General features: G+C 56.4%; 22 protein-coding genes and 1 pseudogene. 6 read left to right on the top strand and 17 right to left on the bottom strand.

The annotated features are described in order from the left end of the window. The 6 genes from QOS90_RS18065 to QOS90_RS18090 form a co-directional block, all read right to left on the bottom strand. The coding region (locus QOS90_RS18065; RefSeq protein ID WP_283600556.1) for a helix-turn-helix domain-containing protein at positions 1–217 on the bottom strand (217 nt) is incomplete at its 3' end. 99 nt (positions 218–316) lie between these two features. Further along, complete coding sequence (locus QOS90_RS18070; protein ID WP_085273517.1) at positions 317–1,051, bottom strand: NADPH-dependent F420 reductase; 735 nt, start codon at positions 1,049–1,051, stop codon at positions 317–319. 811 nt (positions 1,052–1,862) lie between these two features. After that, positions 1,863–2,360, bottom strand: a complete 498-nt coding sequence (locus tag QOS90_RS18075; RefSeq protein ID WP_085273516.1) for a nuclear transport factor 2 family protein — start codon at positions 2,358–2,360, stop codon at positions 1,863–1,865. A gap of 101 nt (positions 2,361–2,461) precedes the next feature. Beyond that, positions 2,462–3,259, bottom strand: a complete 798-nt coding sequence (locus QOS90_RS18080; RefSeq protein WP_256577438.1) for a nitroreductase — start codon at positions 3,257–3,259, stop codon at positions 2,462–2,464. Beyond that, positions 3,210–3,641: a MarR family winged helix-turn-helix transcriptional regulator gene (locus QOS90_RS18085; RefSeq protein WP_085273514.1), complete on the bottom strand. Its 432-nt coding sequence runs from the start codon at positions 3,639–3,641 to the stop codon at positions 3,210–3,212. The genes QOS90_RS18080 and QOS90_RS18085 overlap by 50 nt, the downstream gene beginning before the upstream one ends. Before the next feature lie 201 nt (positions 3,642–3,842). Next, a complete protein-coding gene (locus QOS90_RS18090) occupies positions 3,843–4,601 on the bottom strand; it encodes an SDR family oxidoreductase (protein WP_085273513.1) in 759 nt (252 codons plus the stop codon). A 101-nt stretch (positions 4,602–4,702) separates the two neighbouring features. On the opposite strand from QOS90_RS18090, the gene QOS90_RS18095 reads away from it, so the two are divergent. Continuing rightward, complete coding sequence (locus QOS90_RS18095) at positions 4,703–5,293, top strand: TetR/AcrR family transcriptional regulator (protein ID WP_085273512.1); 591 nt, start codon at positions 4,703–4,705, stop codon at positions 5,291–5,293. Between the two features lie 178 nt (positions 5,294–5,471). Here QOS90_RS18095 and QOS90_RS18100 read toward each other — a convergent pair whose 3' ends face one another. The 4 genes from QOS90_RS18100 to QOS90_RS18115 all read right to left on the bottom strand — a co-directional run bounded on the left by QOS90_RS18100 (position 5,472) and on the right by QOS90_RS18115 (position 10,023). Continuing rightward, complete coding sequence (locus tag QOS90_RS18100; RefSeq protein ID WP_085273527.1) at positions 5,472–6,437, bottom strand: 2-hydroxyacid dehydrogenase; 966 nt, start codon at positions 6,435–6,437, stop codon at positions 5,472–5,474. A gap of 26 nt (positions 6,438–6,463) precedes the next feature. Beyond that, entirely contained in the window at positions 6,464–7,336 is an 873-nt protein-coding gene (locus tag QOS90_RS18105) for an isocitrate lyase/PEP mutase family protein (RefSeq protein ID WP_085273511.1), read from the bottom strand. 107 nt (positions 7,337–7,443) lie between these two features. After that, the gene (dctA, locus tag QOS90_RS18110) at positions 7,444–8,751 is read right to left on the bottom strand and encodes a C4-dicarboxylate transporter DctA (protein WP_011334186.1); all 1,308 of its coding nucleotides are present in this window, start codon (positions 8,749–8,751) and stop codon (positions 7,444–7,446) included. Positions 8,752–8,853: 102 nt separating this feature from the next. Beyond that, the gene (locus QOS90_RS18115; RefSeq protein WP_085273510.1) at positions 8,854–10,023 is read right to left on the bottom strand and encodes a mandelate racemase/muconate lactonizing enzyme family protein; all 1,170 of its coding nucleotides are present in this window, start codon (positions 10,021–10,023) and stop codon (positions 8,854–8,856) included. Between the two features lie 99 nt (positions 10,024–10,122). On the opposite strand from QOS90_RS18115, the gene QOS90_RS18120 reads away from it, so the two are divergent. Further along, on the top strand, positions 10,123–11,016 hold the full coding sequence (locus tag QOS90_RS18120; protein WP_085273509.1) for a LysR family transcriptional regulator: 894 nt from the start codon (positions 10,123–10,125) through the stop codon (positions 11,014–11,016). Between the two features lie 1,018 nt (positions 11,017–12,034). Here the strand turns inward: QOS90_RS18120 and QOS90_RS18125 are convergent. From QOS90_RS18125 to QOS90_RS18140, 4 genes are all read right to left on the bottom strand, one after another. Then, positions 12,035–12,841 (bottom strand): NADPH-dependent F420 reductase, encoded by an 807-nt coding sequence (locus QOS90_RS18125; RefSeq protein WP_085273508.1) that lies wholly within the window; start codon positions 12,839–12,841, stop codon positions 12,035–12,037. Between the two features lie 299 nt (positions 12,842–13,140). After that, positions 13,141–13,890, bottom strand: a complete 750-nt coding sequence (locus tag QOS90_RS18130; protein WP_085273507.1) for an SDR family NAD(P)-dependent oxidoreductase — start codon at positions 13,888–13,890, stop codon at positions 13,141–13,143. Between the two features lie 106 nt (positions 13,891–13,996). Next, the gene (locus tag QOS90_RS18135; protein ID WP_085273506.1) at positions 13,997–14,743 is read right to left on the bottom strand and encodes an NADPH-dependent F420 reductase; all 747 of its coding nucleotides are present in this window, start codon (positions 14,741–14,743) and stop codon (positions 13,997–13,999) included. A 33-nt stretch (positions 14,744–14,776) separates the two neighbouring features. Beyond that, positions 14,777–16,099 (bottom strand): NtaA/DmoA family FMN-dependent monooxygenase, encoded by a 1,323-nt coding sequence (locus tag QOS90_RS18140; protein WP_085273505.1) that lies wholly within the window; start codon positions 16,097–16,099, stop codon positions 14,777–14,779. A gap of 130 nt (positions 16,100–16,229) precedes the next feature. Here QOS90_RS18140 and QOS90_RS18145 point away from each other — a divergent pair, with 130 nt between their 5' ends. Then, positions 16,230–16,829, top strand: coding sequence for a TetR/AcrR family transcriptional regulator (locus tag QOS90_RS18145; RefSeq protein ID WP_085273526.1), 600 nt, complete (start codon positions 16,230–16,232; stop codon positions 16,827–16,829). A gap of 196 nt (positions 16,830–17,025) precedes the next feature. Here QOS90_RS18145 and QOS90_RS18150 read toward each other — a convergent pair whose 3' ends face one another. After that, positions 17,026–18,294 (bottom strand): tyrosine-type recombinase/integrase, encoded by a 1,269-nt coding sequence (locus QOS90_RS18150; protein ID WP_085273504.1) that lies wholly within the window; start codon positions 18,292–18,294, stop codon positions 17,026–17,028. 154 nt (positions 18,295–18,448) lie between these two features. Further along, positions 18,449–19,363 (bottom strand): LysR family transcriptional regulator, encoded by a 915-nt coding sequence (locus QOS90_RS18155; protein WP_027594743.1) that lies wholly within the window; start codon positions 19,361–19,363, stop codon positions 18,449–18,451. 204 nt (positions 19,364–19,567) lie between these two features. On the opposite strand from QOS90_RS18155, the gene QOS90_RS18160 reads away from it, so the two are divergent. The 3 genes from QOS90_RS18160 (at position 19,568) to QOS90_RS18170 (ending at position 23,864) form a co-directional block, all read left to right on the top strand. Next, positions 19,568–20,593, top strand: coding sequence for a zinc-dependent alcohol dehydrogenase family protein (locus tag QOS90_RS18160; protein ID WP_027594744.1), 1,026 nt, complete (start codon positions 19,568–19,570; stop codon positions 20,591–20,593). A gap of 515 nt (positions 20,594–21,108) precedes the next feature. After that, positions 21,109–22,491 (top strand): hypothetical protein, encoded by a 1,383-nt coding sequence (locus tag QOS90_RS18165; protein WP_085273503.1) that lies wholly within the window; start codon positions 21,109–21,111, stop codon positions 22,489–22,491. Then, positions 22,491–23,864: a GntR family transcriptional regulator gene (locus QOS90_RS18170; RefSeq protein ID WP_085273502.1), complete on the top strand. Its 1,374-nt coding sequence runs from the start codon at positions 22,491–22,493 to the stop codon at positions 23,862–23,864. Before QOS90_RS18165 ends, QOS90_RS18170 begins: the two co-directional genes overlap by 1 nt. Positions 23,865–23,871: 7 nt before the next feature. Here the strand turns inward: QOS90_RS18170 and QOS90_RS18175 are convergent. Next, positions 23,872–25,173 (bottom strand): annotated as a pseudogene (locus tag QOS90_RS18175) (MFS transporter). Between the last annotated feature and the right edge of the window lie 63 nt (positions 25,174–25,236).

Below are 25,236 nucleotides of genomic sequence, written 5' to 3' on the forward strand. Positions count from 1 at the left end.
GCCCCAACTTAGAGAAACGCTGTCGCCATCGTGACACCACATCCTTACTGGTACCCAAGCGCTGAGCGATGTCATTTCCTGACTCGCCTGCGGCACAGGCGAGGATTATCTCCGCGCGCAATCGAGCGTCCTGAGCGCCTTTACGGAGCTTGATGCGGCGTAGCAGCTCTGACTTTTCAGTTTCGGAAAGGATAATGACGGTTGCTGGTCGACCCATGTCGATGCCCTTGGATAGTGAGCTTCTACAGAGCCTAGCTCAGATTTTCAGCGGTACTTCTGAAACACCACACTAGTAAACATCGCACCATCCCGATTGTCAGGCGGTCATGGCCCGATTCAAGGCAACAATTTGCTCATGTGTTAACTGGCTATCAGAAGCCATAAATTTGGCGATCAGTGCGTCGCGGTTTTGAGGCGCTCTTGCCTTGTCCGCCAATAACAGCGCCAATCTCAGCTTCGGTAATGTCAGTTCGGTGCAGTAAGCTGGTGTACCTGGTTGCTGACGCCACGAATCTTCGAGAGTACCAGCGGCGAGCGCGATAAAGCCCGTATCCTCAACAAGATCTTGCGCGATTCTCTCAGCGTAAATATTTCCGCCAGCTACCGGTAAGGCAATACGAGTTGAAGACTCGGCTGGTCCGCCTTTGTCGGCAAGGGTCGCTGCGAGGGCGGCGTTCCATGCCTTAATTACCGGACGACCAATCTGCTCACTCACCCAGACGCTCTCGGGCTTACCGTCGTCAACTTCTTTGATCGCCCCATCACGCGCCGGATAGTAATTGGAAGTATCAATGACGACGGTTTTCTCCGGAGCCTTGCTCAAGGTCTGTTTGAGATCAGGATAGTTTGCGAAGGGGATAGAGATGATCACCACGTCTACGTCAGACACTGCCTCTTCCTTGGTTACAGCTTTTGCGCCGATTTCGCTGGCCAGATTCTGAATGCTTTGAGGGCCTCTCGAATTTGCAATCTTGACCTGATGGCCGCACGCGGCGAGCTTACGAGCAAGGGTAGCCCCAACGTTGCCCGTGCCGATAATTCCGATCTTCATCTAAAAAACTCCTGCATATAGGAAAATTGAGGTAACGACGTGGCTGAGGGGTAGAGCTCGCTTCTTCATCCTGATGTCAATCCGTTGCAAGGAGAACTAGGGGCACATTTGAGTTATCGATAACCCGCCAGCCAGCTTACGCTTCGCTTTTGTGGCCCAGTCCGGAACAGGTGCTAACTACTTGCCGGTCGTACAAAGCCCTCCAGTCTGCGACAAAGGTCCTCAAGGTCTTCTGGCGTGCACTGGCATGCAATTCTGATATTTTCGGTGACGTTACGAAGTTCATTCTGCATGGCACGAACAGGTTCCGTGAGGTCAAAAAGCACTCTTCGCTCATTGGAGCCATCACATTTGCGCATAATCACTCCAACCTCTTGAGTAGTGGCGTAAGCGTGTCGATCTCCATATCGAGTCGATCACATAAATCGCTCACAGCGCGAGGCGACCCGTTAAGCAGCTCAAGCGTGACCAGGTATTGCGAAAAGGTGAGACCTAGCGGCTCAAGAAACGGTTTGTGCAATCGAGCCATCCGATTTGCGGCTGCGCTCAGCGCGAAGGAAATTTCAGTAGCCACGCTTCGTGGAATAGGTTTCATATTTATAGCTCACTATTATATAGTGCACGATGTAAAATATTTGATGGCTCGGCGAGTGTCCACAGTCACCTGGAAAAGCACTTAGGTAATCAGTTTTGCCTCAATTTTGCTGTGGGAGCATTCATGCGTACCGCTCACTTCTGCGAAACTCAATTGCTTAGCGCTCTCAACGGCGAGCTCAGGAATACGACACTTCTGGCCTCTGCGTGCAGCTACTCAGAACATAGTATTGCTGTTCGCGGCCTTTTCGGGCACAAGCTGGATCACATCCCAGTGCTCGACGATCCGGCCGTTCGCGACGCGGAATATATCGACGATGGCGCGACCACGATCAGTATTGCCATTGGTTGAGTGGACGTGCAGGTAGACCAGATCGCCCTCGGCTGCGCTTCTCACGATCGTGGAGCGGGCAGCAGGGTTGTTCTTGAAGAAACCGGTAAAGTGGTTGACGAATGGAGCTTTACCGTCCGGCACGCCCGGATTGTGTTGGATGTAGCTGTCAGCGAGGACTTCGGCAGACTTGGCGACTTCATGTCGTTGGAAAACGCCTTCGTAGAAAGCGATGACGGTTTGCCGATTGTACTCTTCCCGAGTGAGATCGCGGGCGGGTTGAGACTGTTTAGCAATAGGCGCGGCTTGTGCGGGAATCGTGGCTGGAGCGCCTAGCAAGATGACAGATAGGCTCAGAGCCGCGGAACTGAAGTTGGTGGGCATCAGGGGTTCCTTTCAGAGCGATAGATGAATTAAGTCCGCCGCGAAGTCACGGTGCTATGGGCTACGCACACATCTCGCTTGACTCAGGTAAATACGAATCTTCAAGAATGAAAGGTCACGCTGTCAGTAATCGGCACACGATCCATATGCATGCGGTTGCCTGGAGCGCTCTCGTCTGGGTAGCCAAATGACATGCCAAACAGCATTTTCATTTCTTCGGAGATGCCTAGCACTTCGCGGATCGTTTCTGCGTAGAAACTAAGTGAGGTTTGCGGAACGCCGCCTAACCCACGGGCAGCGAGTGACAGCAGGAAGGTTTGCCCGTACATGCCTATGTCGCCAGCAGTTCGAACCCTGTCGCCAAACACCGGCATGAATAAAAAAACTGCCTGGGGAGCATTGAAAAAGGACAAGTTTAGGGCTGCGGCTCGCCGGCGCCCCTCCTTGTCTTCGCGCATAACATTCATAGCCTCGTAGTAGGCTTTGCCTTGCGCATTCTTACGATCCCCATACATGCCGTAAAAAGCATCCATATCGAACGAAAAATCTGGCGTGAATTCGCCTGCAGTATTTTTTGCGTGGAGGATTTGCGAAAGGTCTTTCAGTTTTTGACCGCGAACTATGTGTACGTCCCAAGGTTGGGTGTTGCAGTTGGAGGGAGCGCATTGGGCATCCTTCAACACCTCCTGAATGATCTGATCGGGTACTGGGGTGTCCAGAAACCCGCGAAAAGACCGCCGAGTACGTGCCGTCTCTTGAAATTGAAGGGTGTAATCCATCGATGTATCGGCATCGAATCTAGATATTGAAATAGTCATGATTTCCCCTTTATGCAAGCGTGAAAAATAATCAGACGGCTGTTGAATGACCGAGCGCATCGAGTGTTTGCCGAAGCTCATCGATACCCCGCTCATCAAGCTGGCAAGCTGACTTTATTTTGCTAGTGATCTCCCGAATGTCAGCTTCCAACATGCGGCTATTAGCCGTCAGGTCGATCATCACGCGACGCTCGTCGGCGGGATCCCGTGTGCGGCTGACGAGTTCGGCAGCCTCAAGCCTTTTCAGCAATGGCGTTATGGTTCCAGCGTCCATCGCAAGCCGGGTTCCAAGGGCGCCCACAGTGAGTGGCGAGCCGTTTAGAAGCTCCAGGATGACCAGGTACTGAGGGAAGGTTAGGCCTAACGGCTCCAGATAGGGTTTGTGCAATCGCACGACCCGATTTGCCGCCGCATAGAGCGAAAACGCTAGCTGCGTACCTACTCGTTTTCGATTTGAAGTCATTAACTAGCTCACTATTGTATAGTGAGCTATATATTTATGAGAAAAATTCCCATTGTCAACCCACGTTATGTGCTCTCGACGAATGGTTTCGCCAGCTGGGTAGACTAAGCCTTACAGGCCCCGGGATCTGATGCCGTCCCCAGGTAAGGAGATCCAATCTGCCTAGCTAGACCGCATAAGGAGATCCACACTAGGTCGACGTTACTCTGCCGGCGCTTGGTATGCCGCAAGCATTTTCAACACCTCATCATGTGAACCGCTTGCTTCAGCAAACCTTAACGGCTTGGCGCGCTCAACGACGAGTTCTGATGGCGTTGGAGAGGTATTGAGCAGGTCGAAGATTTCGTCCAAAAACTCTTCCAACGGCATCGCATGTTCGTCATTTTCCTGTCCTAGCAAAGTCGTACGGACACCGGGTGGTGCTAGCTCGATAACCTCGATTGTTGAGGCTTCTAGCTGAACTCGAAGGCTTTGAGTGAACGAATGCACTGCTGCTTTGGTTGCACTGTAAGTGGGCGTTGCAGGCAGCGGGACAAATGCCAAAGACGAACTGACATTAATAATCGTTGCACTAGGCTGCTTGATCAGATGCGGAGTAAATGCGTACGCCATGCGAATCGTACCTAAAAGGTTCGTTGTCACAGTATCTTCGGCGGTGCTCAGGTATTCCGGATCAGTCAGATCTTCCCAGTGCATGATCCCTGCGTTGTTTACCAGAACGTTCAGATTTGGATGGCTGATCGCAAGCGCTTCGGAGGTGCGCTGGATGGATTGCGAGTCGGCGACGTCCAACAGTACTGATTCAATTCCGGGGTGTTCCGACACGATCTCGTCGAGCAGAGCCTTGCGACGTCCCGCGATGATGACTTTGTTGCCCGCCTTATGAAGCCTGAGCGCCAGACCTAGACCAATGCCTGAGGTGCCGCCAGTAACCAGAATCGTATTGCCAGTGCTGTTCATAGTAAACTCCAGGAAAGACGCTTAATCGGACAATTGTCCACTTTTAGAAAATTACCGGACAATTGTCCGTTTAGCAATGCAGTAAAGGAAATTTTTTGCTCATGACAGACGAGCTGGTGATGCGTTCTGACGCCAAGAAAAATCGTGAACGGATATTGGAGGTCGCGGTGGTGGAGCTGACTAGCGATCCTGCAGTTCCGTTGAGCACCATCGCCAAAAAAGCTGGTGTGGGGCAGGGCACGTTCTATCGCCACTTCGCGACTCGCGAGAAGCTGGTGTTCGAGGTGTATCAATTCGAGATGCAACAGGTCGCATCGTTGGCGGAACAGCTCCTCGCGACGAAGCCTCCTAAGGAGGCGCTCCGAGAATGGATGGACTGTCTCGCTGAATATGCAATGACGAAGGCAGGGCTTGCTGCTGCGATACAACAAGCAGCGTCTATTTACGAGTTCCCAGGGAAGTCGGGATATGCTCCTGTCCAATCCGCAGCCGAGTTGCTGTTGAGGGCAAATGAAAAAGCTGGGACGATTCGCAGCGGGATTACCAATGACGACTTTTTTCTAGCTATCGCCGGAATATGGCAAATGGACTCCCAGAGCGACTGGCGTTTCCGTCTCTCTAGGCTGATGAACTTAGTGATGGATGGTCTGTGCTTTGGCAGTCCTGAAAGCCTGAAAAGCAACGAGGTCTAACAGACGAAAATTACGGAGTGCGTTAGCGACGATAGGAAACAGAACTCGTCGACCAGAAGCACATCTTGACATGAGTTGGCATAAGTTTGAGTCGATGCCCAAACCATATAAGTTGTGTTCCGGATATTAGGGCTGCCACATTGCCGGTGGCCTTATGCTCAGCCCGTCCTCTCGTCTCCTATTTCGTTGTACTCACGAGATCTCTCGGTCGCCGTCCTTCCAAACCCATAAGCAAATTTTCCAGAGCTCGCTTTGCCATTGCGTTGCGTGTGTCAGTCGTCGCAGAGCCAATGTGAGGTACGGTGACGACGTTTCTCAGGTTAAAAAGCTCGGAGTTCGTCAGGGGCTCCTTCACATAAACGTCCAAACCAGCCGCCCGGATTGTCTTTTCTTGCAGAGCCTCGATGAGTGCGTCCTGATCCACGACAGGCCCACGCGAGATATTGATCAAAATACTTTCCGGGCCCATCAAAGCGAGTTCTTTGCGTCCGATAAGATTCCTCGTGGCGTCCGTCAATGGCACGACCGGACAAACAAAGTCAGACGCGCTTAAAAGCTCTTCCTGCGGTACAAACCTCGCACCAAGTTCCTGTTCAAGCTTTGGTTTACGACTGTTGCCGCTATACAAAATGGTCATGCCAAAACCAAAGCGGCCTCTGCGTGCGATGGCTTCTCCGATTTTTCCCAGACCGATAATGCCCAACGTCTTTCCATGAACGTCGCATCCAAATTGGGATGCATCGATGGTTTGTGTCCAGTTCCCCTCTTTAGTCCAGGAATCAAGCTCAGGAATGCGTCTTGCTGTTGCGAGGATCAGGGCTAAAGCCAGGTCAGCAGTGGTTTCGTTCAACACATCTGGCGTATTGGTCAACATGATCCCTCGGCGGTTGAGGTAGTCGAGGTCATAGTTGTCGTAGCCAACCGATATGCTTGAGACGATCTCAAGATTTACAGCCGCAGCCAGCTCAGCTTCACCCAGACGACGACTTCCACCAATCAGCCCGTGAGCGTTCGAAATAGCGGCCTCGAACTGGGCGTCCATATCACCAAGCTCAGGGCTAATGATGATGACGTCGTAGTCGTCTTTGTAAGGTTCAAGCAGGCTAGGGGAGACCCGGCTGAAGGCCAAGATTGTCTTTTTCATGACGGCGTATTCCACCTGTTCCAATATCAATTTGAATCGTGCTCTGACTTCAAAAAGGTTTTTGCCCACTCACGATAACTGTCCGAGAGTGTGTATTTAGAAAGCAGCTCAGGAAGGGATAGCTCGCTCCCCTCCGTGCCGCTTTGTTCGCGTAGCGCCTCGTAGGTTGCTTTGATTGCGGACAAATAGGGGGCATGCCCATTGACCACGATCCGCACATTGGCAGCACTCAATTTTTCAACATTGCTCAGAGCAGGATTACCATAGTTGATCAGCATGATCGGCACTCTGAGATGTGCCGTAAGTGCTTCTAGGTGCTGGAAGTCTTTAACACCGACCAGGCAAATAGCATCTGCTCCAGCCTTCTGATAAGCCGCAGTGCGAGCGATGGAGTCGTCCAAAGTGGTCACAGCCACATTCGTACGGGCGATGATGCTGAGTGCATCATCCGACCGGGCAAATCGCGCGGCATAGATTTTGGCTGCGGATTCTTCCCTTTCGATAAGCACATGCGACTGCTCGTCGTACTTGGCCGGTAGATGGGTGTCTTCCAGTGTCAGGGCTGCAACGCCGGCCTTCTGTAACTCTGTGACTGTTCGCATCACATTCAGCGCGTTACCAAAGCCATGGTCAGCATCCCCAATGATCGGAATCTGGCTTGCCCGTCCGACCCTGGAAACCTGCTCGACATATTCATCCAGCGTGAGTAATGCAATGTCAGGTGCACCGAGCACCTGAAGCGACGCAACGGAGCCGCCTTGAATGGCAACGTCAAAGCCAAGGTCGTATGCCATCCGAACTGAGATCGGATCGAATACGGAAGCTGCAAATTTGCAGGTGTCTCCCTGGAGTAACTCACCAAACACCTTGCGTAAATCATGATGTGATCGCTCTATCATGTTGGCTCCATCAATCTTTCCAATCAGGTCTCTCCACGCGGAAGAAGGCATTGAAAACACTACCGGTCATAACCGTTTAGATGGTAATGACCGGATCGCTTTGTAGTTTATTTATGCGCCAGCGATGCCTTGCTTGCCGCCTTTTCTTGCTTCATTGCGGCGATTTCACGCTCGCAAGCCTCGACATCGAACGAGTTGTCCCACTTGGCAATGGCGATGGTGCCGATGCCATTGCCGATCAGGTTGGTCACGGCCCGCGCTTCGTTCAAGAAACGATCAATGCCCAAAAGCAAAACGAGTCCTACAAGAGGGATGGAGTGGATGGTCGTGAGTGTTGCAGCCAGCGTGACAAACCCCGCACCCGCGACACCAGCCGACCCTTTGGATGTCAGCAGGAATACGCCTAGCAGGATCATCTGATCAACGAAGGTCAGTGGCGTGTTGGTCGCCTGGGCGATGAAGATCGCGGCCATGGTGAGGTAGATGCAGGTGCCGTCTGCGTTGAAGGTGTATCCCGTTGGCAGCACCATGCCCACTACAGATTTCTTGCAGCCAAGTTTTTCAAGTTTCACCATCATGCGTGGTAGCACCGCTTCGGTTGAGCAGGTGCCAAGGGTGATGAGAATTTCGTCCTTGAAATAACGGAGAAACTGCATGAGTGGCATGCCTGACCATCTGGCCACCGTGCCTAGCACCACCACAATGAAAATCAAGGTAGTGATGTAGAGCGCGATCAGCAACTGACCGAGTGACAGCAAGGTGCCAATCCCGTACTTGCCGATAGTGAACGCCATACCTGCACCCGCACCAATCGGCGCCAACCGCATGACCATCGCAACGATCTTGAAAAGGCCTTGCAGGAACAAATCAATCGTGTTGATCAGCGGCTTGCTGGTTTCGCCCATCTGAACCAGGGCAACTCCCATCAAGACCGAAAGCAGAATGACCTGCAGCATGACGCCGTTGGAGAATGCGCCGAGGAACGTGTGGGGAATGATATTAAGGAAGAAATCAATTGTACCGCCTTGCTCACTCGCGGCCTGGCTGTACTTGCTGATAGCATTTCCATCGAGCGCGTTGACGTTAATGTTCATCCCGACGCCAGGCTTGACGATGTTCACCACGATAAGGCCTACGACCAGGGCGATAGTCGATAGAATTTCAAAGTAGATCAGCGCTTTTACGCCAATCCGTCCGACCTCCTTGATACTGCCCATTTTCGCGATACCGACGACGACCGTACCGAAGATAATGGGGGCCAGCAGCATTTTTATCAGCTTGATGAAACCATCGGCGAAGGGTTGGAGCTTGGCTCCAATATCAGGCACGAAGTAACCGATTGCTGCACCGATCACGATGCCGATCAGCACCTGCACATACAGCTGGCTATACCAGCGGGACTTGGAAGTTTCCACGGAGGCACCTCATTTTATTTTTGTGATGGGCATGTGGCTTGGCGTCAGTGGGTGACGCCTGACTCTGCGGCCTCCCTGAAGGAGGCCACAGATAGAGGGAAATCAGCCTTCGCCTAGCTCACTCATGACTGCGTACAAAGCGGATTTGGCTTCGAAGCCAACACCTGGAATATCAGGCAGACCGACATAACCATTTTCCACCTTGATTCCGTCAGCGAAGCCGCCGAAAGGCTGGAACACATCGGGGTAAGACTCGTTGCCGCCCAAGTGCAGGCCTGCTGCGATATTGAGGGACATCTGGTGGCCGCCGTGCGGAACCACGCGACGGGAAGACCATCTCATTTCGTCCATCACTTTCAGGGTGCGCATGTACTCAACGAGTCCGTAAGACAGCGCGCAGTCGAACTGCAGAAAGTCGCGATCAGGGCGCATGCCACCGTGGCGCAGAAGGTTACGAGCGTCCTGATGGGAGAACAGGTTTTCCCCGGTAGCCATCGGCAGCTCGTAGTGATTGGCAAGCTCAGCCTGGAGTGCATAGTCCAGCGGGTCGCCGATTTCTTCGTACCAGAAGAGGTTGTACTTCTTGATGGCTTCCGCATAAGCAATACCGGTCTGAAGATCGAAGCGACCGTTGGCATCGACCGCCAGTCGACGACCGTCCCCAACCACTTCGAGTACCGCTTCGATGCGACGAATATCTTCGTCCAGTGGCACTGCACCGATCTTCATTTTGACAACGTCGTAGCCACGATCCAGGTAACTCTGCATTTCTGCTTTGAGTTTGGTCTGGTCTTTGCCTGGGTAGTAGTAGCCACCTGCTGCGTAGACCCAGACTTTGTCATCGGCCACGCCGTTACGGTACCGATCAGCCAGCAAACGATAGAGAGGCTTGCCTTCGATCTTGGCAACGGCGTCCCACACGGCCATATCAATGGTGCCGACTGCAACTGAACGTTCGCCGTGGCCACCTGGCTTTTCGTTGGTCATCAGAGTCTTCCAGATGGCGAACGGATCCAGGTTGTTGTTCTCATGGTCGATAAGAGTATCCGGATCAGCTTCCATGATTCGCGCCAGGAAGCGATCACGCATCAACGCGCCTTGACCATAGCGACCGTTGGAGTTGAAGCCGTAGCCAATGACAGGTTTACCATCGCGAATCACATCCGTGACGACAGCAACGACCGAGCAGGTCATTTTCGAAAAGTCGATGTAGGCATTGGCAATGGGAGAGGCGATAGAAACAGTTTTTTCGCGGATGTCTACGATACGCATGACGGGTTCCTCTTGTTGTTGGTGGCCCCACGTTATGCTTTGCGATGACACCCGCCCAATGCTATTAATGCCGTGCCCTATGCACAGGAGGCATTGCCCTTGGAACTCGTTTGGCTTGAGGACTTTTCAGCGCTTGCGGAGTACGGCAGCTTTGTTCGGGCGGCGGAGGCGCGACATGTGACTCAGCCGGCTTTCAGCCGCAGGGTTCGCTCATTAGAGAGTTGGATGGGCGTCGAGTTGTTTGTGCGCACACCGCAAGGAGCCACCCTGACCGAAGCAGGAAGGCAAATTTTGCCCAGTGCTCAGGAAGCTGCACGGCAGCTGTACAGGATGCGTAACGAGGCTCAAGAGGTAGCAGGAATCGCCGCTAAATCCCTGCAGTTTGCAGCAACTCATTCGCTGTCGTTTACGTTTTTTCCCAAGTGGCTGCGAAGCTCTGAAAACGGTGCCCCTATTGAGGCTGTGAAGCTGTACTCTGATAGCATGGCAGTGTGTGAGCAAATGCTGATACATGGTCAGGTCCAGTTCTTGCTCTGCCACCGCCATCCCGACGTTCCGCCTTTGCTAGCGCCTGATCAGTTCACCAGCAAGAAAGTGGGGGAGGATGTCCTCGTTCCGCTTGCGAGTGCTTCCGCTAACTTCGGCACCTCGCCTGCTGCATTGCCATACCTCGCTTATACCCATGAATCTGGATTGGGGCGTATCGTTGCCCATAGATTGCGTGGCAAGGAAGATTACCTTCACCTCAAGCCACTATTCAGTAGCCACCTTGCAGCGGTACTCATGTCCATGGCTCTGGAAAGCAAAGGAGTGGCGTGGCTACCCAAGAGCCTCACTGAGCAAGAAATACTTGATGGGCGCTTAGTCAGGGCACTTGACGAAAGCTGGGATATACCTCTGGAAATTCACCTGACCCGTCCCAAAGCCACGCTCAGCCAGTCTGCCGAAGAGTTTTGGGGCCGAGCAGAGAATGAACTGACGCCTTTTTCATGACCGATGTAGTGTGTTTTGCGTGATACAGATCGGCGATTTCAGCGGGACTCACAAGTGCTCTGCTTGGCGACAGCACCGCGTCGACCTTCATCTGGGGGTACAGAGCTTCAACGAGGTTAGGGAGGTGCGTTCAGTAAAAGAGATGGTATGACTGGCTTTATTCCATCGCACGCCCGACACCGAGAATTGTTTTGCCAGCAACATGATGCTCTCATGCACAGCTAACTGCGTTATCTCGCCATAACATGCCCCAGCGTGCATGAGTGCAATTCCCCATGCTTGCGAGCTTGACATATAGCGCCGCGATACTCGCAGTACCTCTTTGTGTCCCGCACGGACTAAATGGATTTCGTACTGGCTATCCATGCATGCGTCCTCCTAATGTCGACGCGGTTGGAATAGTTTAACTAATTGTTATTTTAGTGCTAGCACTTGTCATTGGGCTTTATTTATTGTGCGAATGAAGTTGAGCTATCGACATCAGTTTTATTTCGCGACCTCACATGTGAAAAGTGGCGAGTAGGTCACACAGGCACAGTCGACCCTCGCGTTGCAGCGACCATCGATTGACGTCATTCATCAAAAACAAAATCTATATCGGAAAATCAAACGGTTTTTGTTGGTACTATCGGCGTATGCCGATCTGTTATTCGAGTGGCGTCACGGCGCTGATACATTTTTGCATTGCCCACTCTGGACGGCATAGCCAGTGAGGGCGTCGATTCATTATCACGTTCTGTGGCAATGCCAAGCTCGATTCTAAATATTCTGCCAATCTGTTGAAGATTGTGCTGTTGCAGGTCTATTCCCACCTCACTTCTGTTCATGCAGCTGGAGCGTGCGTTCTGTCACTCGTCTGCAAATTGGAGGATGGATAACTTCCGCAGGGCATGCTTAAAATCTTGGCTTCTGGAATCATAGCGCTGCAAGAGTCACAGCTGAACAGTACGGCACATCGTGCGCCCAGGCTGGGCTTGGGCGCACTCTTTGACTTAACGTCTACGTTGAGTTTAAGGATTTACAAATGTTTGCCTCGTTCTCCGATCTGCTCCAGCTCCAGGTTACGATACATAGTTACGACGTCTTTACTTGTATATCCGAGGGTGTACTCGCCTTTGGCGAGAGACGTGAGAAAACCCTCGCCAAAGGCATCAAGATACTTGAGTGAGAGATCTCGCAGCTTCGGTAACCTATCCTTTACAGCCCTGCCGAGTGCCTCCTTCAGTTCTGGCGCAGTCAGTTCTGTGCAGTAAGCGGGCGAGCCTGACTGCTGCCGCCAGGACTCCGCCAACTGGCCTGCGTCGATTCCGTCGAAGCCCAAATCGTTGATGAGCCCTATGACAATCTCTTTTGCGCTTGAATCCTCGCCGTAAACCGACATGGCAAAGCGGCCCGGCGTACCCGCCGGTCTTCCCTCGTGCGCTTGGGTATAGGCGAGCTGATTGTTAAACGCCTTGATAATCGGTCGGCCGATCTGGTCAGCAACCCACTGGCTTTCCACGATACCTTGCTCGATGGCGGGGATGGTCCTGTCGCGCGCGGGGAAATAGTTCGAGGTATCCACCAGAACTACTTCGTCCGGTACAGCGTCGAACAGGCCACGGGGCAGGGAGGATATAGCGTAGAGCGGGATCGTAGTGACGATCACTTCGACGTCCTTGACAACGTCGGCAACTGGTACGGCCTGCGCACCGGTTTCTCGAGCCGAATTGTCAAGCGCACTGGGATCGAAGTCGTTGGCGATACGGACAAGATGGCCCGCGGCCACCCATTTCCTTGCCAGATTGGTGCCGATTAAGCCGGTACCGATGATGCCAATTTTCATATGAAATCCTTTGTTTTAAGAGCGCTAATTAATTTCTAATTGTCCGGTAAGCGATAAATGGTTCCAGCGCTCGCTTTAAAATCGAATTGTCGCAGTCGAGAGGGAATAACTTGAAATTTTTAGCACCTCGCGGAACGGGCGCGAGCCACCGCGCAATTCCCACTAGAGCAGAACTGTCCTGGTGTTCTTTAACGCCCTTTCGAATATGGGGTAGTTATACCCGACTGACATATCGACCAGCGCCCAGTCTTTATCTGAACTTCGGTTATGTCCTGCAAATACGAAGGCTCGCGCAACGCTCAAACGGCAGTCTGGCCACCGTCGACGGGAATGACCGCGCCTGTCATGTAGGAGGATGCGTCCGAGGCGAGAAATAGCATGGCTTGTGCGATTTCTTCGGGCTTGCCGACACGTCCTGCCGGGATGACGCTTACTGTTTTTTCAACCGATTCTGGATTTCTTGCCATGTGTTCTAAATAGATCGGGGTCTCGATCCCGCCTGGACAAATCACATTGGCGCGCACGCCCTTGCTAGCATATTCTGCAGCAATCACTCGAGTCGAGGCGATAATGGCGCCCTTAGTCGCTGAATAGACGGCCAGTCCCGGCATTCCAACCAGCGCAGTCGTAGAGGAGATGTTAATTATCACGCCGTTATCACTTTTCACTAGATGCGTAAGTGCATATTTCATAGAAAGCAGTACGCCCCGGATATTGACCGAAATTACTCGATCAATGTCCTCCTCAAGCGCGTCCTCCAACGTCCCCTGAGGGCCCGTGATACCTGCGACGTTGCACAAGATGTCAAGTGTCCCAAACTCGGAGATGGCCGTGTCGATCATCGCCCTGACATCGTCACTCTTGCTGACGTCCGCTCGGCAAGCCACTACTCGCTCGCCGAGTTCGGCGGCTAGATCCGCCTCTTTGCCGCTCACATCTGCGAGCACAATGCGAGCACCCTCTTTGTGAAAAAGTCTTGCTGCTGCCGCAGCAATGCCGGAGCCAGCTCCAGTAATTACTGCGACCTTTCCTTTGAGAACCCCGTTCATAACTATCTATCTCCTCTGCGATCATGCGAGAAGGCGCGACATCATCGTGCAGATTGGCACGCCAGCGTTCTAGGCTACGATCTTGCCGAGCGGTGCCCGGCTCCTGCTAACTCACTGCGGGGGCAGTGACTTCTCGATTACGAGCTACGATCTGCTCGTGACTGAGCGGGGTTTTCGCTTCCATGAAGACTTTTATGAGCGCGTCGCGATTAATCGACGCACGTGCCTTGTCTGCAGCAGACAGTGCGTTCTGAAGATCGCCCAGCGTCAGCTCGGTACAATATGCAGGCGTGCCTGGTTGCTGGCGCCAGGAATGTGCGAGATCTCCGGCATCCAAGGCGTCGAACCCTGTTTGGTTAACGAGGTCGCATGCGATCGCCTTGGCGCGCGCATCGTCCCCTGCGACCGGGATTGCGATTCGATTGGCCGTGCCGGCTTCCTTACCACCTTCGGCTAGGGTCTGGGCGAGGACCGCGTTAAATGCCTTTACTACCGGCCGACCGAGTAGTTCGCTCGACCAGATGCTTTCCGGCATGCCACCATCAACCTCGGCAATGTTCTCGTCGCGAAAGGGATAATAGTTGGAGGTGTCGATCACGACTACGTCCGCCGGCACGCCAACGAAGACGCTGGCGACGTTGGGGATCTGCGCGTACGGGATCGATAAGATGATCACGTCAACGCCCTTGACCACGTCCTGAGTCGTGACCGGAACTGCGCCGATCTCCGCGGCCTTGTCGCGGATGTCGTCGGGTCCTTTCGCGCCCGCCAGCTTCACTGAATGGCCTCCCGCTGCCAACTTTCGTGCGATTGTTCCGCCGATATTTCCTGCGCCGATAATGCCGATGTTCATGTTGATTGCCTTCTAGTTGATGGTTGATTGAAATTACCGCGGGACGCGCTGATCGATTCCATATTGGGCTGGAGCGCCCAGATGATCGCGCAAGGTAGTGCCCTCATAGTTCCGATGAAACAATCCGCGTTCCTGAAGTATTGGCACCACCCCATCGACGAAAGCGTCGATCCCATCCTCGTAGATGTCCGGCGAAACCCAGAAGCCGTCCACAGCGCCTGCCTCGAACCATTCCTGCATATGGTCAGCGGCTTCGGCGGCCGGCCCAACGACCACGGGGTGGTAATCGATCACGCCATGCGCGAGCACGTCGCGAAGCGTCCATTCTTCGCGCGCAATCTTCAGGGCATGGGCTGAGCGCGGATCGTGCAGTGAGGGCTTTGCCCTGGCCAATTGCTCCGCAGACAACGGCTCGTCGAGTCGTGCAGTATCGAGCGACAGGCCTAGCATCTGTCCGAGATAGGGCACGCGCTGGGGAAATATCCTCTCGCTCAATGCGATCCTGCGATCGAGGCCCGCCCTGCGGTCGCTCGCGATCGTTGTCATCAGGCCGGCGAAGAACTTGATTTCATCTGGATTGCGCCCAGCGCGTTCGGCCGCTGCGCGGAAAGCGGCGCGTTGCGCCCGCGCGTCCTCGATCGTGAACGCGGCACCGATGACGCCATTGGCATAGCGACCCGCAAACTCGAGAGCGTTCGGGCTGCCTCCGGCATGGAAAATGACGGGCTGCCCCTGTTCGGAAGGAGGAATGTATAACGGCCCCCGAGACGCTACGAACTTGCCGCCCATATTGATGGGTGCGACTTTCTCGGCGTTTGCGAACCAGCCTGTTACCTTATCGAGAACCCATGCTTCCTGACCCCAGCTACCCCAAAGTGCCTGGATCAGATGGACTGCTTCATGTGCCCGTCCATATCTATCCGACGTAGACGGCAGGCGTGTGCCGTAATTAGCCGCGACATCTTCACCGCTCGAGGTAACGGCGTTCCAGCCAGTCCGTCCATGGCTCAGAACATCGAGCGCCTTAAACTGCCGCGCGAGGTTGAATGGTTCGTTAAACGTAGTCGAGCCTGTTGCGACCAGGCCAATGCGTTTGGTTTCGCGCGCGACGGCGGCCAAGGTGACCATGACATCGAGGTTAAAATGAGGAGGTTCATTCGCGATGTCGCCGACGTGGGTGGGGCCATCTGGCAAGAACAGAAACTGAAGCTTTCCCCGCTCAGCCGCCTGAGCATGCCGCACTTTGACGTCGAAACTCGTATAGCTTTTCGAGTCGACGGCGGACGCACGCCAGGCACCAGGCAGGTTGCCGTACCCATTGCCGAGATGCATGCCGATAATCATCTGTCTGGTCATCATGTCCTCGTTCTGTGCGAAGATGCAGAGCTGTCGGGAGGCCGACGAGAATCTATCCGGAGGACCTCTCCGTTTCGTGCTTGCTATTATGCGGAGAGAGTCTCCGTTTATCAAGGATTTAAGACTAAACATGCTTCAACCGTCGACTACATCAACTGTACGAAGGGACTCTCAACACAATCGCGCACGCATTCTTGAGGTGGCCAGCCAAGCGTTTGGCAGCGATGGAGTTGACGTTTCGATGGATGCCATTGCAAAGCTGGCCGGTGTCGGGCCCGCTACGCTCTATCGACATTTTCCGAGCAAGGAGGCGCTACTGGCTGCGCTCCTGGCATTGCACTATCAGCGTCTGGACAATCGGCGTATTGAGATTGAAGCTGAGGAATGCGGTGCAGGCCGTACGCTCGAACTTTGGATCGAAGCGCTCGGCGATTGGATGCAGGCATATGAGGGGCTGCCCGAGCCTCTGAAGGCTGCTTGTCATGGCGACTCCCCACTGACTCCGACCTGCCATGATGTCATCAAGACTACCGAGAGAATACTGAAGGCGGCGCAGGCTCAGGGGCTTGCTCGACGTACGATGACGGGGCGGGACATCTTTCTTGGAGCTCTGGCTATAGCTTGGGCAAGTGGCGCAATGGCTTCTTCTGAAAGCACCCGAAACGTGCTTCGCGATGTGCTGAGGGATGGTTGGATGGAAGCGAAAATGCCATCGACTGGGCGACTTTAACCGACTTATCCAACTGCGCAGCTATCCCAGTCAAACCCAGGGAACAAGCGCTGCGAGCGGTATTTGCTGTCGTTGAATCCCTCGGATCCCAAACACTTCGAGATTGGGCGTTTCAGAGGAATCTAATAGTGTGACGCTTCACCTGTCCGAACGCATATATTTCGCTGGGTATCGCTTCGCACATTTCGCGGCATCGTCAATCTGCTGTTACTCGCGCAGCGTTTTTCCGCAATTGATCCAAATAGTCCGCCCACAATTGGGCCGCCTCCCGACGCTGGCTGAGTAGCTGGGCGCGCGCGTACACCGCTCCCAAGGCTCCCGGCATGCGGTGCGACAGCGACAGCTCCAGCACGATGGGGTCAATGCCCAAATGCTCGTGCGCGATGGTTCTGTAGGTCGCGCGAAAACCGTGGGCAGTGATGTCGTACTCCGGCCAAATACGCTGAAAGGACTTGAGCATAGAGGTTGGATTGATCGGGCGCCCCGGATAGATAGGCGAGACGAACACCCAGCCCTTGCCCTCTGCATCCACTACGCGGGTTTTAAGTAACTCGCGCAATAAGATAAGGGCTTGCTCGGGCAGCGGCACGATGTGTTTGCTCTTGTCGAGGTGCTTGGTCTTACTCACCACATAACGCCAATCGGCGCCGACCAGGTCGACGTCTTCCCAGCGCATCTGCACGAGTTCGCCAGGGCGGACCGGCAGCATCACCAGCAGACGCATGGCGGTGGCAACGCTGCCGTCGTTGCAGTCATCCAGGCGTAGAAGAAACCTACCCAGGTCCGCAGGCCTTTCGATCGCTGGGTTGCTGGTCACGACATGGCGGATTTTTAACTCCTCAATGTTACTAAGCGCCACATTGCGTTCCACCCATCCCCGCCCCTCGGCAAAGCCCAGGACGGCACGGATGATGGTACGCACGCGCCGGGCCATGGCCATGGTGCGCTGGCGGCGCAACTCCGTAATGATCGTGGTGATGTGCTCCAGCTTGATCTCGCTAACCGGCTTTTTACCAATCGCGGGCAAGATGTGGTTGTTCAGCGCTCCGTTAAACCCCGAGATGGATTTGGTCACCAGTTCGGCCGACTTGAATGACAACCATTGCTCGGCCACGTACGCGAAGGTGCGCTCTTCATTGAGCAACTGTGCCTCGATTTTTGCGGTCTTGGCCTTGAGCGGGGCGGTGTGATTAGCCACGTCGCGCCGCGCGCCGCGAGCAATGTCGCGAGCCTCCTTCAGGCCGATATCGGGGTAAGCGCCGATCGAGAAGCGGTTTTCCTTGCCATGCAGCCGATACTTCAAGCGCCAGAACTTGGAAGGGGATTTGCCGGCCTTGCTCGACGCTCTCACCTCCAAGTAGAGACCAGGGACTTCGCCGTCAGCGTGTTTGCCGGGTTCGGTCAGCGAGCGGATCAGGGCATCGCTGAGTTTTCTCTTGAAAACAACCACATTATCTGGGGGCATCGGTGGGGGCATCCTTTTTTAAGGAACCGAAATTTGCCCCCAATTATGCCCCCATCAGCTCTGGAATCTATTGGATTTAGACAGGCGGCAGTGGACTAGAATTAACAGTAATTTGTTGTTATATAACAGATTTATGGAATTTAGTGGAATTCCATTACAGACTATCGGGGTCCCCAAAGAACATCTGAATCCGCGACCGCAACCAGCGCTCCGCCGGATCATTATCCTGCGCCCCCCGCCACGCCATGTGCAGCTCGAAACTGCGCACCTCGATCGGCAGGTCCTCAGCCCGCAACCCCCCGGCAGCCGTCAACGCATCCGCCGTGTAATCCGGCACCGTGGCAACAATGTCGGTACCCGCCAGCAAACTCCCCAGCCCATTGAACTGCGGTACCGCGAGCACCACATGGCGCTTGCGGCCTATCTCGTCCAGGGCTTCGTCGATGAAACCGGACAGGTCACCGGCAAACGACACCAGGGCGTGCGGCCGGGCGCAGAAGTCGTCCAGGGTGATGCTGCCGGGCACACTGTCGGCGCGCAGCAGTTTTGGCTTGCTGCGGCGCAGCACCTTGCGCTTGGCATTGGCGGGCAGGTCGCTGGTGTAGCTGACGCCCACCGAGATTTCCCCTGAGGCGAGTAGCGTTGGCATCAGCAGGTAGTTGACCCGGCGTACCACCAGCACGATACCCGGTGCTTCGGCACGGATGCGTTTGAGCAGTTGCGGCAGCAAGGCGAATTCGGCGTCGTCCGACAGGCCGATGCGGAACACAGCATTACTGGTAGCGGGGTCGAACTCGGCCGCGCGGCTGACGGCGGTAGAGATCGAGTCCAGCGCCGGGGAGAGCAGGGCGAAGATTTCATGCGCCCGCGCCGAGGGCTCCATGCTGCGGCCGGTGCGCACGAACAGGGGGTCGTCGAACAGGTTGCGCAGGCGCGACAGGGCCGCGCTGATGGCGGGCTGGCCGAGGAACAGTTTCTCGGCAGCACGGGTCACGCTACGCTCGTGCATCAGCGTTTCGAACACGATCAGCAGGTTGAGGTCTACACGACGCAGGTCGTTTCGATTCATCGGTGCGCTTCGCCTAAAGTGGGGCAGGGGTGAATCTTAAGGCCAAAGGCTGTTACCCTGCACCGATTTCCGGGGGCCAATTCAGATGAATGTCAGGTGCCCAATCGATGACAAGCATGTCGACTATTAATGACCACTGATGGTCTAACGGCCAAAGCCCGGATAAAGTCCGTGGTAATAGAGGTTCACAAGGCGAGGTATGCGATGTCCCGCATGATCCGTTTCCACAAGTTCGGTGCAGCCGATGTGCTCCGTTGCGAAGAGCAGGCCGAACCGTCGCCTGCCGCCGACGAGGTGCAGGTCCGCGTCGAGGCGATCGGCGTCAGCTGGTATGACGTGCTCTGGCGTCAGAACCTGGCACCGTCCCAAGCCCGCCTGCCGGCGGGGATCGGCCATGAGATGGCGGGTGTGGTGACAGCTGTCGGTGAAGGGGTCGAGGATATTGCGGTGGGTGACCGGGTCGCCAGCTTCCCGGCCACCAGCGCCAATGATCACCCGGTCTATGGCGACGTGATCGTGCTGCCACGTACAGCGATCACCCGCTACCCGGCTATTCTCACGCCGATCGAGGCCAGTGTGCATTACACGCCGCTGCTGATTGCCTACTTCGCGTATGTCGACCTGGCCCGCGCCAAGGCAGGGCAAACCGCGTTGGTGACCGATGCCAGCCACTGCGCCGGGCCTGCGTTCGTGCAACTGGGCAAGGCGCTGGGGCTGAAGGTGTTTGCGGCCACCAAGGAGCCTGAACAGCGCGACTACCTGTTGGGCCTGGGGGCGGACAAGGTGATTGTCACCGAGGAGCAGGACCTGCTGCTGCAGGTTGGCAAATACACCGACGGGCGTGGCGTGGACATGGTCCTCGATGGCATGGGTGGGCCGCAGATGTCGCTGCTCGGCGATGTGCTCGCGCCCCGTGGCAGCCTGGTGCTGTACGGCCTGCAAGGCGGCAACCAGACGCCGTTTCCGGCCTGTGCGGCGTTTCAGAAGAACATCCAGTTCTATGTGCACTGTATCGGCAACTTTACCGGCAAGCCGGAGCTGGGCATCAGCCAGGACCAGGTCGCGCTGCAGCGGGCGCTGCGGGATATCAACCAGTTCACCGCCGATCAGTTGCTGACCCCGCAGATCATCAAGGTGTATCCCTTCGATCAGGTGGTCGAGGCGCATCGGTACATGGATGAATGCCCGTGTGGCGGGCGGGTGGTACTGGATATGGCACAGCCTTCCTGAGGGGACGTTGAAGACCACAAGAACCCGGGCAACGTCCCGGGTTTTTTGTGCGTTGGTGGGTGCAATGCCCAAATGCTATATCCATAAAAAATCAGACGCATCCTACAATTAAAAAGTACGGAGACTACATATTTTAAGCCTTTGCTTTTTATTGTCGTAATATCTTGGAAGGAAATTCAAGTTGAATACTTGTGGTCCCCGGATCATTGTGTATTCCCGTGCTTGCTGAATGGTTTTTTTACGCTGATCTGTATCTTCTATTCGATATCCAACGCTCGATAATGGCCCAGTGATAGTTTGCGCAAGGAGCGTGGAATGAGCATGGCTATGCCCGAGTTAGGGCAGCGTATGGCAGCGGCCGGTCATCGGTGCGGCGCATTTTTTTCGATGGCTTGGCGACAGAGCAGGTCACGTCATTATTTCCCGTAGTTTGTAGGAAATTTCTTCAGGAAGGACGCATTGCACTGTTTGCAGTTGCCAGTGTGATGGATACATGAAGTTGATGAGGTGATTACGTGGGCGCTATACACGATCAGGCGATGCACTATATCTACCAGCAAGTGCTCGAGCGCTTGTTGAGCCATATGTCCCAGGCGCAACGTGCCTCCTTGCAGTTGCTGATTCAGCGATTGCTGGTGGCTGCCGGTGGGCCCGAATACATTGGCACGTTCCGTTTGCTGGTGTTGCAAGGGGCTGACCGGCGCAGTGCCCACCTGTTGGCCACCTTGCGTGCCGCCCAGTTGAGTATCGCCTTGCGTGCCCCTGTGACGTTTCAGTTGCGGGTACTGGTGGTCAACCTGCCTGCTGCCGGCAATACCGTGCTGGAAAACCATGAACGCAGCTTCAATGCCTTGTTCATGCAGGATGACCCGCGGGTGCAACTGCAGATGACCGAAGGCTGTGAAGTCGTGCCTTTCAGCCGGCGGCTATCGGCTACGCCGGAGCGCTGGGCACTGGCGCGCAATGCCATGCTGATGTTCGGCCACGGGGTCGATGCCAGGCCCGAAGCCCTGCTGGGCAGCCGGCTGCACCTGGAGCTGGCGGGCGCAGTGGGCCTTGCGCTGCAGGCGCAGCCGCGGGCCGATGTGCTGATTACTGCCGTACCTGCACGCCAGCGCCGCCGCTACCTGGCCTGGGCGCGGCGGAGCCTGCGCCTTGCAGGGGAGCGTGGCCCCCACGTCGTGCACCAGTGCCTGTCGGCATTGGCCAACGGGCTGGGCAGGTTACATGGGGTTGCCGGCTCACCCCTGGAGCGCGTGGATGCTTCAAGCAGCATGGCGACCGAGGAGGCGCCCTTGCGCGTGATCGCCATCGACGACCTGCTGCCACACCTGCTTGAGGACGAGCAGTTCGATCACATGCTGGGCTGCTGCTTCGATGCGGCTCAGGACGCCTGGCCCTTGGCGGCCTTTGTCGATTCGCGGGCCGTGGCGCAACTGCACGATTTGCGTGCGCGCAGCCTCGAGCCGCTGGTCCATCGGCCGGCACTACGCTTGGCAAGCCCCAGCAGCGACGGCGGGCAGCGCGAGCCAACCTCTGCGCACCTGGGCAAACCCTACGGCATCAGCCAGACCCAACTGGTGTGCCTGTTGTTCAGCCCTTTCGCCCGGCAGGGAAAAGGCCTTGAGCGTTTTCTAAGGTGCCGTCATCCCGACATGCTGGTGGCGTTGCCCTACCTGCACCGGGCCTTGCAGGGTAAGCCGTGCCCCGAGGCGGTGAAGGACTGGCTGGTGAACACCAGCGGCCTGGCGCTGGTACCGTTGCGGGCGATCTATGAGGGGGGCCTGCAACCGTCATCGAGGCGCTTGATGGCCAACCTGGCTCGCCGCGATGTGCACCTGAAGTGGCTGCCGCGCCCGCCCGCTGCAGGAAGGCCCGCCTTTGAGGGCTTGCCCTGATGGGCCGATCGGTACCCGGCGATTACGCCTATCGGAAGGTGTACCGCTACCTTGAAGCGCTGATCGATGAGGCACAAGGCCGTGAGCCATGGCGCTTGCCGTCGTTACGCACGCTTTCGCGGCGCTTGCGCGTATCGCTGGCCACTGTGCAGAGCGCCTACAGCTTGCTGGAGGATGAGGGCCGTGTGCATTGCGTGCCGCGGTCCGGTTACTTCGTGCGCGCCCACGCTGGCGGCTCGCCGGTGCAAGCAGTGGCTGGGCCATGGCATGTGCCCGCTCACTCGATGCTAGAGCGGTCGCTGTTTACCCATGAGCGGCGCCTGGCACGTCAGCGTGCGCGTGGCACCGCCCCGGTGGAAGAGGTCGGCGGTGCCCGGCTGCGCAATGCGTTGGCCGAGCGCTATACCCGTTCCTCCAGCCATTACTGGCGTGCCGAGGAGGTGCACCTTGCCCCTGACGTGCAGGCATTGGTGGAAATGCTGCTGGCAGCGTTGGCCTTGCGCGGCGCCACCGTGCTGGTGCAATCGCCGTGCTGCTGGCCGGTGCTGCGCGCCTTGCAGCGCTGCGGCATGCGCGTGCTGGAGGTACCGTTGAGCAACAGCGGCACCGCGGATTTGCAGGCGCTGGCACGGCTGCTCAGTGCTGAGCCGGTGGGCATGCTGATCATGCCATCGTGCCTCAGCCTGCCCCAGGGCAGGCTGATGTCGCAGCACGACCAGCAGCAGATTGGCCAACTGCTTGGCGACCACCCGGTGTGGTTGCTGGAAAACGACCTGGACAGCGAACTGTGTTACAGCGGGCCACCGAATGCGCGCCTGCGCGACTGGGTCGACCCGCGCTGGCTGTTGGTGATGGGGTCGTTCGAGGCCGCAGTGGGGGGCGAAGCGCCTTACGCCTATGTGATGGGGCGTCATGCCGGCTTGGCCGAGGCGTTCGCCCAGCGTGCGTTTCAGCTGGCGCCGTTGCGGTTGCAGGCACTTGCTCATCTGCTTGGCAAAGGTGAAATCGAGATCCAGTTGGGGCGGCTGCGGGCAGAACTGCAACGGCGCATGGCGTGCTTTAGCCGGCAGCTCAAGCTTGAGCTGGGCGAACACGTGACCTTCGACATGCCTGAGGGCGGCTGGACCCTGTGGTTGCGCTCCCGCTGGCCGCTGCGACTGGATGACGTGGTAGCGGCGTTGTCAGGCAGCGCCCTGCGCGTGGTCCCAGGCGGGCAGCACAGCGCGGAGGTGCGTCATCAGCAATACCTGGCACTGACCTGGGTGGGCGAGGATCCCGATGCCTTGCAGCATGCCCTGGAAAAGCTGGCTCAAGCGCTGGAGCTGCGCTGCGGCCGGCCAATAGGGCAGGGCGGCTCGCAGCACTTGAAATGAGGGCGAGCTACTGCTCCTGCCCCTGACGCAAACGGGTGCTGATCAGTGCAGCCACCACCAGCATCGCAGCAATGATCCACAAGCCGTTGCGGGTACTGCCGGTGGCCTGTTCGATCAGGCCCATCACCGACGGCCCGACAAACCCACCAAACAGGCCGCAGGTGGTGACGAACGCCAGGCCCGCCGCCAGTGCGCTACCGCTCAGGCGGCTGGACGGGAAGACGAAGATGATCTACTGCACCACGAACAGCATCAAGGCGGTCAACGAAAAGCCGATCAGCCCAATGAAGGAGTTGGACAGCGAAGCAAGCAGCAACCCGGCGGACATGGTCAGCAGACCAAAGAACAGTAGGGTACGGCAACGGCTGGGCGAGGTCGCCAGGCGCGGGAATGTGGCGGCGCCGATGGCAGCGGCGATCCAGGGTACCGAGGTCAGCAACCCGACCTGGAAGGGCGACAGCGCGGCATAGGTGCCGATGATGCCTGGCAAGAAGAAGATCACGGTGTAGATGGTGATCTGGTGCACAAAATACACCGCAATCGCCAACCAGATCTGCTTGTCGCGAAACATTTGCCCCAGCTTGCTCTGTTCCGGCGCTGCAGCCCGTTCGGCACTCAGGCGACGCTCGATGTCCTGGGCATCGGCAGCGGACAGCCAAGGTGCCGACGCTGGGCCATCGGGCAGCTTCTTCCACACCACATAGGCCAGCGCCACTGCAGGCAGGCCTTCAAGCACGAACAGCCATTGCCAGCCGTGCCAGCCCAGCACGCCGTCCATTTCCAGCAGCGCGCCGCCCAGCGGCCCACTGAGGATGTTGGCCAGGCACACACCCAACAGGAAGTAGCCGGTGGCGCGCGCACGCTGTTCGCGGTCGAACCAGTACGTCAGGTACAGCATGACGCCGGGGAACAGGCCGGCCTCAGCCACCCCGAGCAGCAGGCGCATGATGTAGAACGAGGTTTCCCCCTGGACAAACGCCATGCCCGCTGACAGCAGGCCCCAGGTGATCATGATGCGGGTGATCCAAAAGCGTGCGCCCACCCGGTGCATGATCAGGTTGCTCGGCACTTCGGCCAGGGCATAGGTGAGGAAAAACAGGCCGGCACCCAGGCCGTAGGCCGCCGCCGACAGGCCCAGGTCGATGCCCATGCTGGCCTTGGCCAAGGCGATGTTGGTGCGGTCGAGGAAGCTCATCACGTAGACGACGATAAGCAGTGGCATCAATTTGCGCAGCAACAGGCCGTTAAGGCGCTGTTCGGTAGCGACGGCAGGCGCGGTGGCCGCTGTCGTGCCGGTGAGGATTGTCATTGTTTTTTTCCCCGTGATAAGTGCTGGTGGTGTGCTGCGCGTGCGGCGGCACACCCAGGTCGG

The sequence above is a fragment of the Pseudomonas sp. LAIL14HWK12:I10 genome (assembly GCF_900184205.1).
Classification (GTDB): domain Bacteria; phylum Pseudomonadota; class Gammaproteobacteria; order Pseudomonadales; family Pseudomonadaceae; genus Aquipseudomonas; species Aquipseudomonas kermanshahensis.

Coding starts and splice junctions, on each gene's coding strand:
- QOS90_RS18155 (WP_027594743.1), bottom strand. CDS start 19,363: ATGAATCGAAACGACCTGCGTCGTGTAGACCTCAACCTGCTGATCGTG.
- QOS90_RS18115 (WP_085273510.1), bottom strand. CDS start 10,023: ATGCGTATCGTAGACATCCGCGAAAAAACTGTTTCTATCGCCTCTCCC.
- QOS90_RS18070 (WP_085273517.1), bottom strand. CDS start 1,051: ATGAAGATCGGAATTATCGGCACGGGCAACGTTGGGGCTACCCTTGCT.
- QOS90_RS18090 (WP_085273513.1), bottom strand. CDS start 4,601: ATGAACAGCACTGGCAATACGATTCTGGTTACTGGCGGCACCTCAGGC.
- QOS90_RS18150 (WP_085273504.1), bottom strand. CDS start 18,294: ATGCCCCCAGATAATGTGGTTGTTTTCAAGAGAAAACTCAGCGATGCC.
- QOS90_RS18080 (WP_256577438.1), bottom strand. CDS start 3,259: ATGAGCTTCGGCAAACACTCGATGCGCTCGGTCATTCAACAGCCGTCT.
- QOS90_RS18145 (WP_085273526.1), top strand. CDS start 16,230: ATGCTTCAACCGTCGACTACATCAACTGTACGAAGGGACTCTCAACAC.
- QOS90_RS18125 (WP_085273508.1), bottom strand. CDS start 12,841: ATGAAAATTGGCATCATCGGTACCGGCTTAATCGGCACCAATCTGGCA.
- QOS90_RS18160 (WP_027594744.1), top strand. CDS start 19,568: ATGTCCCGCATGATCCGTTTCCACAAGTTCGGTGCAGCCGATGTGCTC.
- QOS90_RS18085 (WP_085273514.1), bottom strand. CDS start 3,641: ATGACTTCAAATCGAAAACGAGTAGGTACGCAGCTAGCGTTTTCGCTC.
- QOS90_RS18135 (WP_085273506.1), bottom strand. CDS start 14,743: ATGAACATCGGCATTATCGGCGCAGGAAATATCGGCGGAACAATCGCA.
- QOS90_RS18140 (WP_085273505.1), bottom strand. CDS start 16,099: ATGACCAGACAGATGATTATCGGCATGCATCTCGGCAATGGGTACGGC.
- QOS90_RS18105 (WP_085273511.1), bottom strand. CDS start 7,336: ATGATAGAGCGATCACATCATGATTTACGCAAGGTGTTTGGTGAGTTA.
- QOS90_RS18170 (WP_085273502.1), top strand. CDS start 22,491: ATGGGCCGATCGGTACCCGGCGATTACGCCTATCGGAAGGTGTACCGC.
- QOS90_RS18095 (WP_085273512.1), top strand. CDS start 4,703: ATGACAGACGAGCTGGTGATGCGTTCTGACGCCAAGAAAAATCGTGAA.
- QOS90_RS18100 (WP_085273527.1), bottom strand. CDS start 6,437: ATGAAAAAGACAATCTTGGCCTTCAGCCGGGTCTCCCCTAGCCTGCTT.
- QOS90_RS18130 (WP_085273507.1), bottom strand. CDS start 13,890: ATGAACGGGGTTCTCAAAGGAAAGGTCGCAGTAATTACTGGAGCTGGC.
- QOS90_RS18075 (WP_085273516.1), bottom strand. CDS start 2,360: ATGCCCACCAACTTCAGTTCCGCGGCTCTGAGCCTATCTGTCATCTTG.